Here is a 15,942-nt window from a genome sequence, read left to right on the forward strand (position 1 = left end):
TTTTTTTTGTGGCTCCCAGATGAACTTGTGGATCTGCAGGCTCAGCCGCCCTGGCACGCCGTCCTCCAGCATCCATTCGACCAGCAGCCGCGGATCCAGCTCGCAGTTGTCGGCCGTGCGCTGTGGCACAGGTAGCTTCTGGAACGCCGGCGACAGCAGCACCGACCCCACCCTCTCCGCCAGTCCATGCTCGTAGATGAAGTCGCGGGCGAACTCGTAATCGATGCGATCACGAATGACGAACTTCACCTCATCGCGCAGGGTCAGCGCGTCCAGGTTCTCCAGCCGAAAGCTTCCGCCCTCGCCCGAGCCTGGGCATTTCACATCGACGATCTTGTGCACCGCCGGCGGCACCGCCGCCAGGGGGCGCTCCCCGCTCGTCTCAATCATCAGCGTGTAGCCGGCGGCCAGCAGCCGCTCCATCAGCGGAATCAGCTCCCGCTCCTGCAGCATCGGCTCGCCGCCGGTGAACTCGATCAGCCGCACCGGCGCAAGCGACGCCACCGTCGCTTCCACCTCTTCGAGCGACTGTTTGTACCCGCCCTTGAACGTGTACTCGGAGTCACACCAGGAGCAGCGCAGGTTGCAGCCAGCCAGCCGCACAAAGATACACGGCAGCCCGGCGAAGCTCGACTCACCCTGCACGGATTTGTAGGTTTCGATCAGATACACGGCCTGTTACCTAGTCCAACGACTCGTAATACGTCGCAGTCGTCGTATCCGTCTCGTAGATCGTGCAATCCTTCACGTGCACACGTCCGCTGGTCATCTCGGCGAGCTGGCGATTGGTCTCGTCGAAGAAGTACCGCGACAGATTCTCCGCCGACGGATTGATCACGGTGAACGGCTCCAGATCGTTAATCATTTGGTGGTCAAGGCGGTCGATCACCGGCCGCATCACCTGCTTCAGCAGCTTGAAATCGAGCAGCAGCCCGGCCACGTCCAGCTCCCGGCCGCGCAGCGTCACCTTCACCTTGTAGTTGTGGCCGTGCGGGTTCTCACACTTGCCGCGATAGTTGCGCAAGTAGTGTCCGGAGGAAAACCCGGCCTCTACCGTAACTTCGTACATATGCTGTGTCCTTTGCGAGCGAGACCTGCGATGGGCCCTGCTTCTATTCTAGCGAGCCGCGCTAACGGCGTCGGCCCTCACGGCGCTCGCGCTCCTGGTTGCGCCGTTCCACCTGCTCAAACATCGCCAGCAGTACGCCACCCAGAGCCGCCGCCACCGCGCCCAGAAAGAGAAACAGCCCCGTCGTCTTCCACAGCGAGCCATTGCCCGGCAGGTCTGGCTGAGTCGCGCTCGCCGTGCCCAGCATGGCGCAGGAGACGATCGAAAACAGCAGCAGTGTGGCAGCCAGGATGTACAAGTTGCGCGACATCGCGATACTCCCGATGCTAGCAGCGCTCTCACGGCCGCGGTTTCAGCTTGCCATCCGACGCAAAGAAGGCTTCCACCTCGGCAATGTCCTTCGTCACGCGATATGGCGGCAGGCTCTCGAGAAACACGCGCCCATACCGCTGCCGCTGAAGCCGCGGGTCGAGCAGCATCAGCACCCCGCGATCCTCCAGCGAGCGGATCAGCCGCCCAAACCCCTGCTTCAGCGTGATCACTGCCTGCGGCACCTGGTACTCGAAGAAGGCGCTGCGACCCTCGCCCTCGATCGCACGCATCCGGGCTGAAACAATCGGATCGCTCGGCACCGCGAACGGCAGACGGTCCACGATGACGCAGCTCAGCGACTCGCCCTGCACATCCACGCCCTGCCAGAACGAAGACGTCCCGAACAGCACAGCATTGGGCGTTGCGCGAAACTCCTCCAGTAGCGCCTTCTTCGGTGCCGTGCCCTGCAGCAGCAGCGGAAAGTCGAGCTCCATTAGCAGCCGCTCATACTGGTCGCGCATCTGCGCATAGCTCGTGAACAGGCAAAAGGCGCGCCCCCGCGTGATCTCGAGCATGCGCCGCATCTGCTTCGCCGCCGCAACCGCGAACCCCGGCTCGCGCGGATCTGGCATCTCCGGCGGCAGGTATAGCAGCGCCTGCTCCGGGTAGCGAAAGTGCGAGGGCACCACCAGCTCTTTCGTCTCCGTCATGCCCAGCCGCCTGCGGATATGCTCAAATCCGCCGCCCACCGTCAGCGTCGCCGATGTCAGCACCACGGACGAGAAGCTCTCAAACAGCAACTCCTGCATCAGCCCCGAAACGTCGATCGGCGTGGCCTGCAGATGCGTGTTGCGCACCCCGCCGCGCAATGGTCCGGACGCGCGCCGTTCCAGCCAGAACACCGTGTTCTTGTCCTCGGTCTCCATCAGGAACTTCAGGTGCTCGCGAATATCGCCAGCGCGCTTGCGCAATCCCGGCGCCTCATCCACGCCGCGCACCTGCTCCAGCTCTCCCTCCAGCCGATGCAGCCCGTTCAGCAACCCGAGGTAAAGATCTCCGAAGCTCTCTAGAAACTCCTGCCGCTGCGAGAACACGATGCGTCCGTCGAACTCCTGCGGCAGCGCGCCGAAGAAGAGCCGGCCCCGCTCGCGCACCGTCTGGCTGGCCGAAAGCACGCCCGTCCCGAGGGTGATCTTCGTCCGCAGCATCGTCTCGATGTCACGCGCCAGCTCTTCGAACCGCACATTGCTGAGCCCCACGCCGAAGTAGTTCGACGCCACGTCTTCAAGCTCATGCGCCTCGTCGAAGATCACCACCGCGGCGTCCGGCAGAATGCCAGCATCCGGCGCCGTGCGCGCCTGCAGCTTGATCGCCAGGTCCGCGAAGAACAGGTGATGATTCACGATCACGATGTCGCTCTCAAGCGCCTTACGCCGCATCTCCGTGATGAAGCAGCGCTCCCAGTCCGGGCAGCTCTGCCCCAGGCAGTGCTCGGTGCGCGCATCCAGCTTCTGCCACAGCGCGCTCGACTCCGGCAGCCCGTCAATCTCCACGCGATCGCCCGTCGTCGTCGTCTTCTCCCACGCGGCGATCTTGTAGAACTGATCGATCTCCTCAAGCCCGCTCAGGATCGGCTGATCGCGCAGCGAATACAGCTTGTGCCGGCACAGATAGTTCGCGCGCCCCTTCATGTAACACACACGCAGCGGCCCCAGCAGTGACTCCAGAAACGGCACGTCCTTGAAGTAAAGCTGCTCCTGCAGGTTCTTCGTGCCGGTCGAGATGATCACTCGCTGCCCGGTACGCAGCGCCGGCAGCAGGTAGGCCAGCGTCTTCCCCGTGCCCGTGCCCGCTTCGACGATCAGATGGTGATGCGTTGTCAACGCGCGTTCGATGGCCTGCGCCATCTCCAACTGCCCGCGACGAAACTCATACGGCAGGCTCGAACGAGCCAGCACCCCCCCGGGCGCAAAGAAGTCATACACCTTGGGCACGGCAGGCGCGATGGGCGATTGGGAGGACACTGCGGTCAGGACAGAGCACTGCGCACGAACGTCACAAAGGCTGCGCAGCCCCCGTCTTCCTATAATAGAGGGACACCGTTCGGAAAGAGGCACACGTGTCGCCATCGAAGAAGTCTCAGAAGCAGCAGGCCACGCGTGAGCGCTCCGCCCGCAACAAGCATCGCAAGCAGGCCACGGCCAAGCGCCTGGAAAGCAAGCGCCAGCGCGACACCGAGCACAATTCACGCTCCCGCCGCGCCGGCGAGGGCGCCGCAGGCGCCAAGCCCGCCAAGGCCACAGCCCCAAAGAAAGCCGGAAAGAAAAGCGAGACGCCGAAGAGTGCAGCGCCGCGGACGGCGAGCCCGAACGGAGCCCGGCCTGCCGACGGGGCGCGCGCCGCGGAACGCAAGAGCATGAGCCCCGGCCAGCGCGAAGCCGCGCGGGCCGCTGCACGCCGCATTCAGCCCTCGGCCGCGGACATCGACGCAACCGCCGCGAAGGAAGAGCTCCGGCGCGAACAGCGCATCGACGAACACCTCCGCAGCCCAGCACGCGACCTCTTCGCCCGCCAGTCGCACGGCACTGCGCTGCCTGTCTTCGCCATCTGCGGCCGCCCCAACGTCGGCAAGTCCACGCTCTTCAACCGCCTCACCGGCAGCCGCCGCTCCATCGTCGGTGACGAGCCCGGCATCACGCGCGACCGCATCTACGGCGATGTCGAGTGGGCTGGGCAGACCGCGCGCCTGGTCGACACCGGCGGCATCGTCCCCGACGATCCAGACCTCATCCCGTCCGAAATCTTCCGCCAGGCACGCACGGCGCTCGACGAAGCGCAGGCCATCGTCATGGTCGTCGACGGCCGTACCGAACTCGCCTCCTCCGACATCGAGCTCGCGCGCCTGCTCATCCGCTCCGGCAAACCCGTCTTTCTCGCCGTCAACAAGATCGACGGCCCGCAGCTCGAAGCGCAGGCCGAGAACTTCCGCCAGCTCGGCATGCAGCAGCTCTTCGCCATCTCTGCCGAGCACGGCAGCGGCATCGGCGATCTGCTCGAGGCCGTCTTCGCCGTACTGCAATTTCCGGAAGAGGTCCTCGACACAGACGCAGAGACAGACACAGACACAGACACAGATTCCGTTGATGAGGGCGACGACATCGCCGGCGGTGAAGAAGACGCCGCCTCGTTGCACCGCACCCACGGCGCCTATCAGCAGCGAGAGACCTCGATCGCGATCATCGGCCGCCCCAACGTCGGCAAGTCCACGCTGCTCAACGCGCTGACAAATTCATCGCGGGCCATCGTCTCGCCCATCGCCGGCACCACGCGCGATGCCGTCGACGAGGTGGTCGAGCGCGATGGCCACCAGTTCCGCTTCATCGACACCGCTGGCATTCGGCGCAAGGGCAAGACCAACGAAATGGCTGAGAAGCTCTCCGTCATCATGGCGCGCCGCCACCTCGAAGCCGCCGACGTCGCGCTGCTCATCATCGACGCCACCGAGGGCGTCACCTCCACCGACGCCACCATCGGCGGCTACGCGCACGAGAGCGGCCGCTCCGTCGTCATCGTCGTCAACAAGTGGGATCTGGTCACCACCGCGCGCACCGATGGCAAGCCGCCAGCGGATCGCAACATCTTCGAAGAGCAGGTCCGTCGCGTCCTCAAGTACCTCGACTACGCGCCGATCGTCTTCCTCTCCGCCGCGCACCGCACCAACCTGCACCGGCTCTTCGAGGCCATCGACCTCGTCGCGGCCGAGCGCCGCAAGCGCGTCTCCACCGGCCAGATGAACCGCTTTCTGGAGCGCGTCGACTTCCAGCGCGCCACCGTGCCGGCAGCCAAGAAGATCCGCATCTACTACATGACGCAGGCCGCCGTCGCGCCCCCCACCTTCGTGCTCTTCACCGACCGGCAGGTGCGGCTGCACTTCTCCTACGAGCGCTTCCTCCAGAACCAGATCCGTGACGCCTTCGGCTTCGCCGGCTCCCCTATCTGGTTCAAAGTGCGCGCGCGCAACGCGCGCCGCTCCGGCTGATCAGGATCGAGGACGATCCATTCACCAGCGAGAAAAGGGGCAGCCGCACAGGCTGCCCCTTTTCCTTGTGAAGTTCCCTTGTTATTGAATGGCGCCGAACACGTCCACGCCACTCTTGGTCCCGATGTACACATGCCCGTTCGCCACCACCGGCACCGCATACTTGTCGGTCGTGTGCACCGCATCGCGCGATATGCCGTTCGTCTTTGCCTGTGTGCTGTTGTAAAACTCCGTCCCGAGGCGTGTGGCGTCGAAGGCGTGCAGCACCGGGCCGCCGCTGGCGCCTGTGTCGAGCACCCACAGGATCGCCCCGCTCGTGCCGTTCGCCGTGATCACCGGCGTCGCGCCCGAGCTGCCGAGCGTCAACGTCGACTTATCGGTCGCTGAGGTCACCTGCCGGTTCGTCACATCGAACGACTTCACCACGTCGCCGATGCCGCCGTAATAGATGAATCCACCGAAGTACGCCGGCGTGGCCGTTGCCCCACTCGGCAGTGCACTCGGAATCGTCTGGAAGTTGCGGTCTGACGCTCCGTTGTACTCGCCCATGTTCTGGCCGGAACGATCCAACTCGTAGATGTTGCCGTCTCGCCCTGCTCCGACCACCAGCGAGTTGTAAATCTGCTTGACCGGGTCGACCAGGATGTCCGGAATGACCACCACACCGCCGGTTCCCTCGTCGCCATATTTCGCGCTCCCCGGAATCCCGTCGAGCGGCGCAAAGTAGTCGAACGCGGTCAGCCCTGTGCTGTCGTTCTCGAGCTTCAGGAATGCATTGCCGTAATCGCCATTCACTGGCCGGCTGTAGCCGTCCGTGATCAGGGTCGTGTCAAACGTGCCTGGACCGGTTGCGAGATAGATATTGCCGCCCAGGTCCGCCGCAGGTCCGGCTGCGCTCATCGAGATGGCGCCGCCATTGCCGTTCGGTGTCAGGTTCAGCACCGACTGCTGCTGCAACGTCGGCTCGCTGTACGCCATCACCCAGCTGCTGGAGGACGGCGTGTTCTGCTGGCAGGTCGTCGACCAGCTCAGGTACAGCGTACTGTTGCTCAGCAGCAGTGCCGCCCGCTCCACATACTTCGATCCATCGAACGTATTCGTCGTCCCGTCGCTGCTCACTCCGCTGCCCGGATACGTCGCCGTGATCTCGACCGGGCTGCCCGGCAGTTCCGCTCCATTTGTCAGGTCCAGCGCATGCAACCGCTGGTGGTAGGCGCCGCTCGCTTCCTTGCTCAGCGCCACGAAGAAGATCGCGCCGTTCGAGGGGTAGTTGCGATCGATCACCGGGGTCGCCGTGATGCCGATGTTGGGCGTGATCTCGCTGCAGCCGCGATCGTCGCTCGCCGTCTCATTCGCACCTAGGGCCGAGCTCTGCCACAACGTTGTGCCAGTGTTCGCATCAAGCGCATACACCGAGTCGTTCTCGGTCACCACGTAGAGCACGTTGTGTCCCTGCGCTGCGATCGTGACGTTGGCTGCATAAAGCGGCTGCGCATCCACCGGCCCATCCGCCGCCCACGAGTTCAGGCGCCCAAAGCCGCTCGCCGTCACGGAGGTCGGCGTCAGCACGCTCTCGTCAATCCTCAACCCGGTCCGCTGCGCGTCGTAGTGCCACGTCGGCACATCGTCCGGATAGCTCGGCGCAGTCACCACCTGCACGTCGAGATCCGCCGTCCCGAACAGAGAGAAGTCCTGCCCGATAAACGTAACCGTCGCATCGCTAATCGTTGCTGCCGCGCTCGCCGTCAGCACGACCACCTGCGAGGCCCCCGGCGCCAGCGACAGGGTCGCCGGACTGGCCGTCACCTCACTCGGCAGGCCCCTCAGCGTGATCTTCACCGGACCCGGAGCGTTCGCCGTCACCGTGATCAGGCCAAAGCCATTCTGTGGAACCGTGACCGTCGAGGACGAGAGCGTCAGCGTCACATCGGTCGGCGGCGGCGCAGTCACCGTCACTGCCACAACCGCCGTATGCACCAGGCTTCCTGATGTTGCCGTAATGGTGACGTTTGCCGTCCCGATCGCAGCCGTGTCGTCCGCCGTAAAGGCCATCGGCTCCCGATTATCCAGTTGCAGCATGCTCGTGGTCGGCGTCGCCGTCAGACCCGCGGGCAATCCGCTCACCGCAATGCTGACGTTCCCCGTCAACCCGTGCAGGCTCGCTACCGCGATCTGCACTGCATCGCTCTGCGCCCCCTGCGCCACGCTCACCGCGGGCGGCGTCACGCTCAGGCTGAAGTCGGCCACCGCGGTAACCGTCACCGCGACAGTGGTCGTGTGCGTCAGCGTTCCCGACACGCCGGTAAATGTCGCTGCCTTCGGCTCACTCGTGTTCGGCGCACTCGCATCGGCCGTCAGCGTCACCGCCTGCGGCACACCGGGAGCAATGGTCAGCGTGGACGGGCTCGCGGTCACACCCGTCGGCAGCCCGCTCACCGTAATCGTGATCGGCGCGAAGAAGCCGTTGATCGCCGTGCTGTTCACGGCCACCTGCGCGCTCGCGCCCGGCGCCAGGGTCAACGCCGAGGGCGTCACCTGCAGACTGAAATCCTGGTTGTTCGCCACCGGCGGCGGGGGCGCGGTCGCAGTCACGTTCAACATCACATTTGCGGAGGCGCTCACATCCCCCGCCGTCCCGGCAAAGGTCACCGTCGCCGGAGCCGTCGTCCCGGCCGCGGTCGCGTCCGCGATCAACGTCACCGTCGCGGGCGTTCCGGCAGCCAGTGACAGCGTGGCCGGGCTCGCCGTCACGCCAGCGGGCAGGCCGCTGATTGTGACCGCGATGTCGCCGTTCACGCTGGAAGTCGCCGTGCCCGTCAGGGTCACCTGCGCAAAGCTTCCAGCCGCGAGCGTAATGCTGGTCGGGCTTGCGGTCAGGCTGATCTGTGGCGCAACCGGAGGCGCCGCCGGCGCATTCACGGTCAGCGCAATCGTCGCGCTCGCGGACTGCCCGTCCGCCGAGGAACCCTTCACCAGGACCTGGATCGTGCCGACGGTCGCTGTGCTGCTTGCACTTACCGTCAGCGTCGTGCTGCCGCCAGCCTGCAGTGTTGCCGTCGCCGGCGTCACCGTCACTCCGGCAGGCAGCCCCTGCTCCGTGATCGAAACCGTGCCGCCGTACTTGTTCGCCGTCGTCAGCGAGATCGTGATCGTGCCAGTCGTGCCCTGCGTGATCACCAGCGACGAGGCGCTCGATGTGAGCCCGTAGGTGCCGATCGTCGTGCCTCCGCAACCGTGGAGGAGGAGAAGCAACGGCAGACACAGAACCGACAGCAGGAGACTCGCGCGACGCATACCACTCCAGGCGCGGGCGCGCTCAAACAGGCTGCCCGTCAATGCGTCATCGTAGCGCTCGCGATTCTTTCCCTATATGACCCGTCGTAGCGAAACGCTTCCCACTTTTGTGGGAGCGCCTAAACAGCAACAGCCGCTGAGCCCTGTGCCGCCCACCACGCATCGAACAGCGCCAGCGCGCGCTCACACACCATCCGGTGCCGCTCTTTCTTGTCCCGCACCCGCCGCCGCGTCTCCTCATCGAGCGGCTCCAGCAGGTCGAACGTGATATTCGCCGGTTGGAACTGCTTCGCCTCCGCATGCGTGATGTAGTGCACCAGCGAGCCCAGCGCCGTTCCCCGCGGCACCGGCACCGCAGCCAGCCCCTGCACCATGCGCGCCGCGTACAGCCCGGCCAGCAGTCCGGTCGCGATCGACTCCGTGTAGCCCTCCACTCCCGAGAGCTGCCCCGCAAACAGGATGTCCCGCCGCTCCCGCAATGCCAGCGTCTCATCCAGCAACTGCGGCGCCTGGATGTAGGTGTTGCGGTGGATCTGCCCATAGCGCAGGAAGCGCGCTTGTTCGAGCCCCGGGATCAGCCGCAGCACGCGCGCCTGCTCGCCGTACTTCAGGTGATTCTGAAACCCGACCAGGTTGTAGGAGTCTGCCCGCAGATTCTCGCAACGCAACTGCACTACCGCCCACGGTGTCTTCCCCGTCCGCGGGTCGCGCAGCCCCACCGGCTTCATCGGCCCAAAGCGCAGCGTGTCACGCCCGCGCCGCGCCAGCTCCTCGATCGGCAGGCACGCCTCGAAGTACTTCAGCTTCTCCCACTCCTTCTCCTCGACGTCCTCCGCCGAGACGAGCGCGTCGTAGAAGCGGTCGTACTCCTCCTTGTTCATCGGGCAGTTGATGTAGTCCGCCGTGCCCTTGTCCCAGCGCGCCGCCATGTACACCTTGTCGCGGTCGATCGTGTCCGCATCCACAATCGGCGAGATCGAGTCATAGAACGCCAGGTGCTCTCGCCCGGCCACGCGCGCGATCTCGTCCGACAACGCAGGCGAGGTCAGCGGTCCGCTCGCCAGGATCGTCAGCCCACCGAACCCCTCCAGGCTCGTCACCTCTTCGCGCACCACGGTGATCCGCGGCTCGCGCGCAATCGCCTCACCGATCTGCGCCGAGAAGGCCTCCCGGTCGACCGCCAGCGCATGCCCGGCCGGCACTGCCGTCGCATCCGCCAGCCGCAGCAGCACCGACCCGGCGCGCCGCATCTCCTGCTTCAGCAGCCACGGCGCGGTCGACTCGCTCTCGGATTTCAACGAGTTCGAGCACACCAGCTCACCAAAGTCCGCCGTCTGGTGCGCCGGCGTCTGCCGCACCGGCCGCATCTCGTACAGCACCACCTCGGCACCCTGCGCCGCCGCCGTCAACGCCGCCTCCGGCCCTGCCAGCCCGCCACCAATCACACGTATCTTCTTCATCTCCCTCATTATAGGAAGCAGCCCTCCGGGCGATTTCAGCGCTGCCTTCGGCAGGCTCCGCGCATCTGAGTCGAATGGACATGACGCCTCACTCCACCGCCGGTCCCGATCGCTCCAGCTCGAGTCCGCAGAAGTCCCGCGCCGTCGTCTGTCTCTCCGGCGGCATGGACTCGGCCGTCTGCGCCGCCATCGCCGCTCGCGAGCACGAGACCTACGCGCTCCACTTCAGTTACGGCCAGCGCACTGAACAGCGTGAGCTCGAAAGCGCGCGCGCCATCGCGAAAGAGCTCGGGCTCGTCACTTTCCTGCCGCTCACCGTCGACATCTTCCGCATCATCGGCGGCTCCGCGCTCACCGACACCACCATCGACGTGCCCGATGCGCCGAAGGACGACGTCATCGGCGCCAGCATCCCGGTCACGTACGTGCCCTTTCGCAACGCGCACTTCCTCGCCGCCGCCGTCAGTTGGGCCGAGGTCCTCGGCGCGGAGGCCATCTACATCGGTGCGGTCGAGCAGGACAGCTCCGGCTACCCCGACTGCCGCCCCGCGTATTACGAGGCGTTTCAGCAGGTCATCCGCACCGGCACGCGTGACGGCAACATCCGCATCGAGACGCCGCTTATCTCCTTGCGCAAGCACGAGATCGTCCGCCGCGGCCTTGAACTCGCCGCACCCTTCCATGTAACGTGGTCCTGCTATTCGGGCACCCGGGCCGCCTGCGGCACCTGTGAGAGCTGCATCCTCCGCCTGCGCGCCTTTGCAGAAGCGGGAGTGGATGATCCCATCCCCTACGCCACGGACTGGAAACATACGGCCAACGCGTCCCGCCAGGAATCGAACACAAGCAAGTGAGGAGAAACCCTATGAAGAATCAACTTTGGCTCGCGGCTGCCCTGATGACGCCCCTCGCCGCACTGGCGCAGCAGCCCACCGGCTCCATTCACGGCCATGTGCAGGACCCCGCCGGCACACCCATGGCCAACGCCCAGGTGCAGGTCTCCACCGACGGCAAGAACGCCAAGTACACCTTCACCGCCGATCAGAACGGCGACTACAAGGGCGAGAACATCGAGCCCGGCACCTACGTCATCACCCTCTTCACCAAGAGCCCGCAGGACCAGAACCTGAAGCCGGTCGATCGCTTTGAGCAGGTCAAGATCGACGCCGGCCAGAATGTCGCGCAGGACTTCGATCTCTCCCGCCCCGACTACATCAAGAAGCTCTCGCCCGAGCAGCAGAAGGCCATCGAGGACGCGAAGGGCAAGAACGCCGCCATCCTCAAGGAAAACTCGCAGGTCAAGAACCTCAACGCCGACCTCGCCACCGCCCGCCAGGACATCAAGGACAAGAAGTTCGACGAAGCCGCTACCCTGATGCAGCGCGACGCCACCGCGAAGCCCGACGCCGCCGTGCTCTGGCTCGAACTGGCCATCGCGCAGAACGGCCTCAAGAAGTACGACGACGCCATTACCTCGGCCAAGAAGGCCATCGAGACCGATGCCGCCTCCAAGAAGCAGAGCCCCGAGGTTGCGGGCGCGGCCAACAACGCCCTCGGCGAGGCCTACGGCTACACCCAGAAGCCCTCCGATGCGGCTGCCGCGTATGACGCCGCCGCCAAGGCTCAGCCCGCCAGCGCCTCGATGTTCTATTCGAACGAGGCCATCGTGCTCGCCAAGTCCGGCGGTCAGCCCGATGCCGTCGTCGCCGCGGCCGACAAGGCCATCGCCGCCGATCCGAAGAAGCCCATCCCCTACTACCTGAAGGGACAGGCGCTCATCGGCAAGGCCAGCGTTGATCAGAAGACCGGCAAGATCGTCGCGCCCCCAGGCTGCGAAGAGGCCTACCAGAAGTACCTCGAGCTCGACCCCAGCGGTCCCTTCTCCAACGACGCCAAGGGCGTGCTCGAGCAGATCGGCACCAAGCAGTCCAAAAGCTACTCCGCAAAGAAGTAGTTATTCGGCAAAGAAGTAGCTACTCCGCAAGTCACCCCACCAAAGGGCGCCTCCGACCGGGGCGCCCTTGGTGTCTCTGCAATCCGTGTCTCTGCAATTCGTGACTCTGCAGAGTGCTCCGGCTCGGCGCACAATCAAAGAGCCCATGTCGCTGCTCACCTATCCCGAAGCTGCTGCACTGATCCTCAGCGAAGCCAACCGCCTCGCGCCCGCTCCGCGCACCGAGCGCCTCGCGCTGCCCGAAGCAGTCGGCCGCGTCCTCGCTGTGCCGGTCAGTGCGGATCGCGATCACCCACCCTTCGACCGCTCCACGCGCGACGGCTATGCCGTGCAGGCGGCGGCTCTCACCAGCGGAGCGTGGCTGCCCGTCATCGGTGAGCTGCGCGCCGGCCAGCCCGCCACTGCCGATCCGCTGCCCCAGGCCAGCACCCTCGCCATCATGACCGGTGCGCCCGTGCCACCCGGTGCCGATGCTGTCGTCATGCTCGAGCACATCGAGCGCCGCGACGACGCCATGCGCCTCGCGCCACCGCCGAGCCCTGCTCACTCGCTCCGCCCCGGCAGCAACATCGTTCCCACCGGCGCCGAGGCGCGCAGCGGCGATGTCCTTGTCCCCGCAGGCATTCGGCTCGCCGCGCCCCACCTCGCCGTGCTCGCCGCTGCCGGCGCGGCCACCGTTGAAGTCACGCGCCGCCCCCGCGTCGCCATCCTCGCCACCGGCGATGAGCTCGTCGAGCTCACCGACTCGCCCCTGCCCCACCAGATTCGTAACTCAAACAGCTACACACTCGCCGCGCAGGTCGCGCTCGCTGGCGGCGAGCCGCAACGGCTCCCCATCGCCCGCGACGATCTCGCCTCGCTCGACACCCGCCTCGAGGAGGCGCTCCAGTGCGACCTGCTGCTGCTGTCGGGCGGCGTCTCCGCTGGTCAGTACGACCTCGTCGAGCAGGCGCTCGCCGCCCGCGGCGCTCGCTTCCACTTCACCGGCGTCCGCATCCAGCCCGGCAAGCCCGCCGTCTTCGGCGAGCTGCCCGCGCACAGTGCCCGCTCCATGGCGCTGCCCTTCTTCGGGCTGCCCGGCAATCCTGTATCCACCATGGTGACGTTTCTGCTCTTCGCCGCGCCGCTGCTGCGGGCGCTGGCCGGCGAGCAACAACGCGCGCCCCGCTTCGCCCAGGCCACCCTCGCCCACGACGAAGCCGCCGCAAAGATCACACGCTTCCTGCCCGCGCACCTCGCGGCCGACTGGGACCACGCCACCGTCCAGCGCATCGCCTGGCAAGGCTCCGGCGACCTCGCCGCCACCGCCCGCTCCAACTGCTTCGTCGTCCTCGCGCCAGACATCGACTACCAGGCCGGCAGCACCGTTCAGGTGCTGCTCGGGTAACGGCGGTCAGCTCCCCGCTACACTAGCCGCATGACCCCGCTCTCCCACTACGACGAGACCGGCCGCGCCAGCATGGTCGACGTCAGCAGCAAGGCCGCCACTCGCCGCGAAGCCACCGCCTCCGCCTTCGTGGCGCTCTCCCCCGCCGTGCTCGCCGCCCTGCCGCAGAACCCCAAGGGCAATCCGCTCGAGGTCGCGCGCTTCGCCGGCATCCAGGCCGCCAAGCGCACCGCCGATCTCATCCCCATGTGCCACCCTCTGGCGCTCACTCACATCGACGTCACCGCCACGGTGACAGAAGGCGGCATCACCATCCGCGCCACCACGGCGACTACCGCCGGTACCGGCGTCGAGATGGAAGCCCTCACCGCTGCCTCCGTCGCCGCCCTCACCGTCTACGACATGTGCAAGGCGCTCGACAAATCCATCACCATCGAGCACATCCGCCTCGAACACAAATCCGGCGGCAAGAGCGGCGACTACACGCGATAGGTGCTTGGTCAGCGCCTTTAGTCCGCAATCCCGACGTTCGGCGGGTCGATGCCCAACGCCGTTGCCAGCGCGACCAGGTGATCCTGCTCCTGCACGATGATCTCGCGCAGGCTCTCCGCAATCGCGAACTCGTTCAGCTCATCGGCCTGCCTGATCCGGCGGCGATACTGCCGAATCGTCTCGGTCTCATTCTCAAGATCGAAGCGCAGCATGTCTTCCGCCTTCTCCGACGTGCGCACCGGCTTCGGCGTCACGGCCGGCATACCGCCCAGGTAGTCCACATGGTTCGCCACCTGCAGCGCATGGTCCAGCTCCTCCTTCGCATGCACGGCCAGCTCGTCGGCGATGTTCATGTACGCCGCACCCTTCAACACCTGGGAGTAGTTCACATACGAGATAATCGCCTGGTATTCGCGCGACAGGTCCTCGTTCAGCAGTTCGATCAACGTCTCGCGGGTCACGGTCGTGCTTTCATTCGCGGGCATAAGTCTCCAGCCGCCTGGGATTGAACTTGCAGCGGCACACACCTAGCATGCCAGAGAACGCCCGGTGCGTTCTGGGCGGAAACAGCACCCGACTCGCGCCCGGCGCTCACGGCCCGGCCGCCAATGCTGCCGGTCCCCACACCACCTCCGGACACGCCGTGAGTCTTGACGCCCTCGGGTTAGCTTCGTAAGGTGTAAGCCGTTACAAAAAGGACACCGAACGATGCGCCGGACTCTTCTCTCGCTCTCTCTGCTCGCCCTCTCCTGCATCTCCGCGCACGCCCAGTCCAAGCTCGCCGCCACCCCCGCCATGGGCTGGAATAGCTGGAATCACTTCGCCGGCCACGTCACCGACGCCGACGTGCGCCACGCTGCCGACACCATCGTCTCCAGCGGCATGAAGGATGCCGGCTACATCTACGTCAACATCGACGACACCTGGGAAGGCAAGCGCGACGCCCAGGGCAACATCACCACCAACAGCAAGTTCCCCGACATGAAGGCGCTCGCCGACTACGTGCACGCGAAGGGCCTCAAGATCGGCATCTACTCGTCGCCCGGACCGAAGACCTGCGCCGGCTATCCCGGCAGCTATCAGCACGAAGAGCAGGACGCAAAGACCTACGCAGCCTGGGGCATCGACTACCTGAAGTACGACCTCTGCAGCTACAACGAAATCATGCGCTCCACGGCGCCGAACGACCAGGCCAAGCAGTACGAGATGATGCGCGCCGCGTACGACAAAATGCATCGCGCGCTCGAGGCCACCGGCCGCCCCATCTTCTACTCGCTCTGCCAGTACGGCTTCGGCTCCGTGTGGAAGTGGGGTCCCACCGTCGGCGGTAATTCATGGCGCACCACCGACGATATCCAGGACAACTACATGAGCATGTCGAACATCGGCTTCGCTCAGGCCGGCCTCTCGCCCTTCGCCGCGCCCGGCCACTGGAACGACCCCGATATGTTGGAAGTCGGAAACGGCAAGATGACCTCCACCGAGTACCGCACCCACATGAGCCTGTGGGCGATGCTCGCCGCGCCGCTGCTCGCCGGCAACGACCTGTCGCAGATGTCGGTTGACACGAAGTCCATCCTGCTTAACAAGGATGTGATCGCGATCGACCAGGACCCGCTCGGCAAACAGGGCGACCGGGTCAGCGCCAACGGCCCGTTCGAGGTCTGGTCGAAGCCGCTCGCCGATGGCTCGCTGGCCGTCGCTCTCTTCAACCGCGGCACGGATGAAGAAGAGATGGCGATCCCGACCGAAGCCCTCGGCATCCACAACGCCAGCCACATCCACAACATCTGGAGCCCGGAAGACACCGGCAACGGCCCCTGGAAGGTCCCCTCGCACGGCGTCGTCCTGTTGCGCGTCTCGCGCTAGCGCAGCCTGCGACTGGACATCCAAACGTCACATCTCACACCGCTTTTTGCTGGCAACGGAGGCGAC

The 15,942-nt window shown here is 65.6% G+C and carries 13 protein-coding genes; 6 read left to right on the plus strand and 7 right to left on the minus strand.

All coding sequences use genetic code 11. The features are described 5' to 3' along the window. From AC5IJH_RS14605 to yoaA, 4 genes are all read right to left on the minus strand, one after another. The coding region (locus AC5IJH_RS14605; protein WP_491903563.1) for a radical SAM protein at positions 1 to 672 on the minus strand (672 nt) is incomplete at its 3' end. Between the two features lie 10 nt (positions 673 to 682). Beyond that, positions 683 to 1,069: a 6-carboxytetrahydropterin synthase QueD gene (gene queD, locus AC5IJH_RS14610; protein ID WP_491903564.1), complete on the minus strand. Its 387-nt coding sequence runs from the start codon at positions 1,067 to 1,069 to the stop codon at positions 683 to 685. Positions 1,070 to 1,130: 61 nt separating this feature from the next. Further along, positions 1,131 to 1,379, minus strand: a complete 249-nt coding sequence (locus AC5IJH_RS14615; RefSeq protein WP_491903565.1) for a hypothetical protein — start codon at positions 1,377 to 1,379, stop codon at positions 1,131 to 1,133. Positions 1,380 to 1,407: 28 nt separating this feature from the next. Further along, a complete protein-coding gene (yoaA, locus tag AC5IJH_RS14620) occupies positions 1,408 to 3,405 on the minus strand; it encodes a DNA repair helicase YoaA (protein ID WP_491903566.1) in 1,998 nt (665 codons plus the stop codon). A 95-nt stretch (positions 3,406 to 3,500) separates the two neighbouring features. Between yoaA and der the strand changes: the two genes are divergently transcribed. Continuing rightward, positions 3,501 to 5,420, plus strand: a complete 1,920-nt coding sequence (gene der / locus AC5IJH_RS14625) for a ribosome biogenesis GTPase Der (protein ID WP_491903567.1) — start codon at positions 3,501 to 3,503, stop codon at positions 5,418 to 5,420. Between the two features lie 81 nt (positions 5,421 to 5,501). On the opposite strand, the gene AC5IJH_RS14630 is transcribed toward der, so the two are convergent. Next, positions 5,502 to 8,714, minus strand: a complete 3,213-nt coding sequence (locus AC5IJH_RS14630; protein WP_491903568.1) for a beta strand repeat-containing protein — start codon at positions 8,712 to 8,714, stop codon at positions 5,502 to 5,504. Between the two features lie 119 nt (positions 8,715 to 8,833). Then, the gene (gene trmFO / locus AC5IJH_RS14635; RefSeq protein ID WP_491903569.1) at positions 8,834 to 10,174 is read right to left on the minus strand and encodes a methylenetetrahydrofolate--tRNA-(uracil(54)-C(5))-methyltransferase (FADH(2)-oxidizing) TrmFO; all 1,341 of its coding nucleotides are present in this window, start codon (positions 10,172 to 10,174) and stop codon (positions 8,834 to 8,836) included. 80 nt (positions 10,175 to 10,254) lie between these two features. Between trmFO and queC the strand changes: the two genes are divergently transcribed. The 4 genes from queC (at position 10,255) to moaC (ending at position 14,007) form a co-directional block, all read left to right on the plus strand. Next, complete coding sequence (gene queC / locus AC5IJH_RS14640; protein ID WP_491903570.1) at positions 10,255 to 11,028, plus strand: 7-cyano-7-deazaguanine synthase QueC; 774 nt, start codon at positions 10,255 to 10,257, stop codon at positions 11,026 to 11,028. An 11-nt stretch (positions 11,029 to 11,039) separates the two neighbouring features. Beyond that, the gene (locus AC5IJH_RS14645; RefSeq protein WP_491903571.1) at positions 11,040 to 12,128 is read left to right on the plus strand and encodes a carboxypeptidase-like regulatory domain-containing protein; all 1,089 of its coding nucleotides are present in this window, start codon (positions 11,040 to 11,042) and stop codon (positions 12,126 to 12,128) included. 145 nt (positions 12,129 to 12,273) lie between these two features. Next, a complete protein-coding gene (locus AC5IJH_RS14650) occupies positions 12,274 to 13,515 on the plus strand; it encodes a molybdopterin molybdotransferase MoeA (RefSeq protein ID WP_491903572.1) in 1,242 nt (413 codons plus the stop codon). Between the two features lie 30 nt (positions 13,516 to 13,545). Continuing rightward, positions 13,546 to 14,007, plus strand: coding sequence for a cyclic pyranopterin monophosphate synthase MoaC (gene moaC, locus AC5IJH_RS14655; protein ID WP_491903573.1), 462 nt, complete (start codon positions 13,546 to 13,548; stop codon positions 14,005 to 14,007). A 17-nt stretch (positions 14,008 to 14,024) separates the two neighbouring features. Here the strand turns inward: moaC and AC5IJH_RS14660 are convergent, their stop codons facing one another. Continuing rightward, complete coding sequence (locus AC5IJH_RS14660; protein ID WP_491903574.1) at positions 14,025 to 14,492, minus strand: ferritin-like domain-containing protein; 468 nt, start codon at positions 14,490 to 14,492, stop codon at positions 14,025 to 14,027. 223 nt (positions 14,493 to 14,715) lie between these two features. Here AC5IJH_RS14660 and AC5IJH_RS14665 point away from each other — a divergent pair, with 223 nt between their 5' ends. Continuing rightward, complete coding sequence (locus AC5IJH_RS14665) at positions 14,716 to 15,876, plus strand: glycoside hydrolase family 27 protein (RefSeq protein WP_491903575.1); 1,161 nt, start codon at positions 14,716 to 14,718, stop codon at positions 15,874 to 15,876. Positions 15,877 to 15,942 lie beyond the last annotated feature (66 nt).

This window comes from Candidatus Dedyshia acidiphila, from assembly GCF_051025295.1.
GTDB lineage: Bacteria > Acidobacteriota > Terriglobia > Terriglobales > Acidobacteriaceae > KBS-83.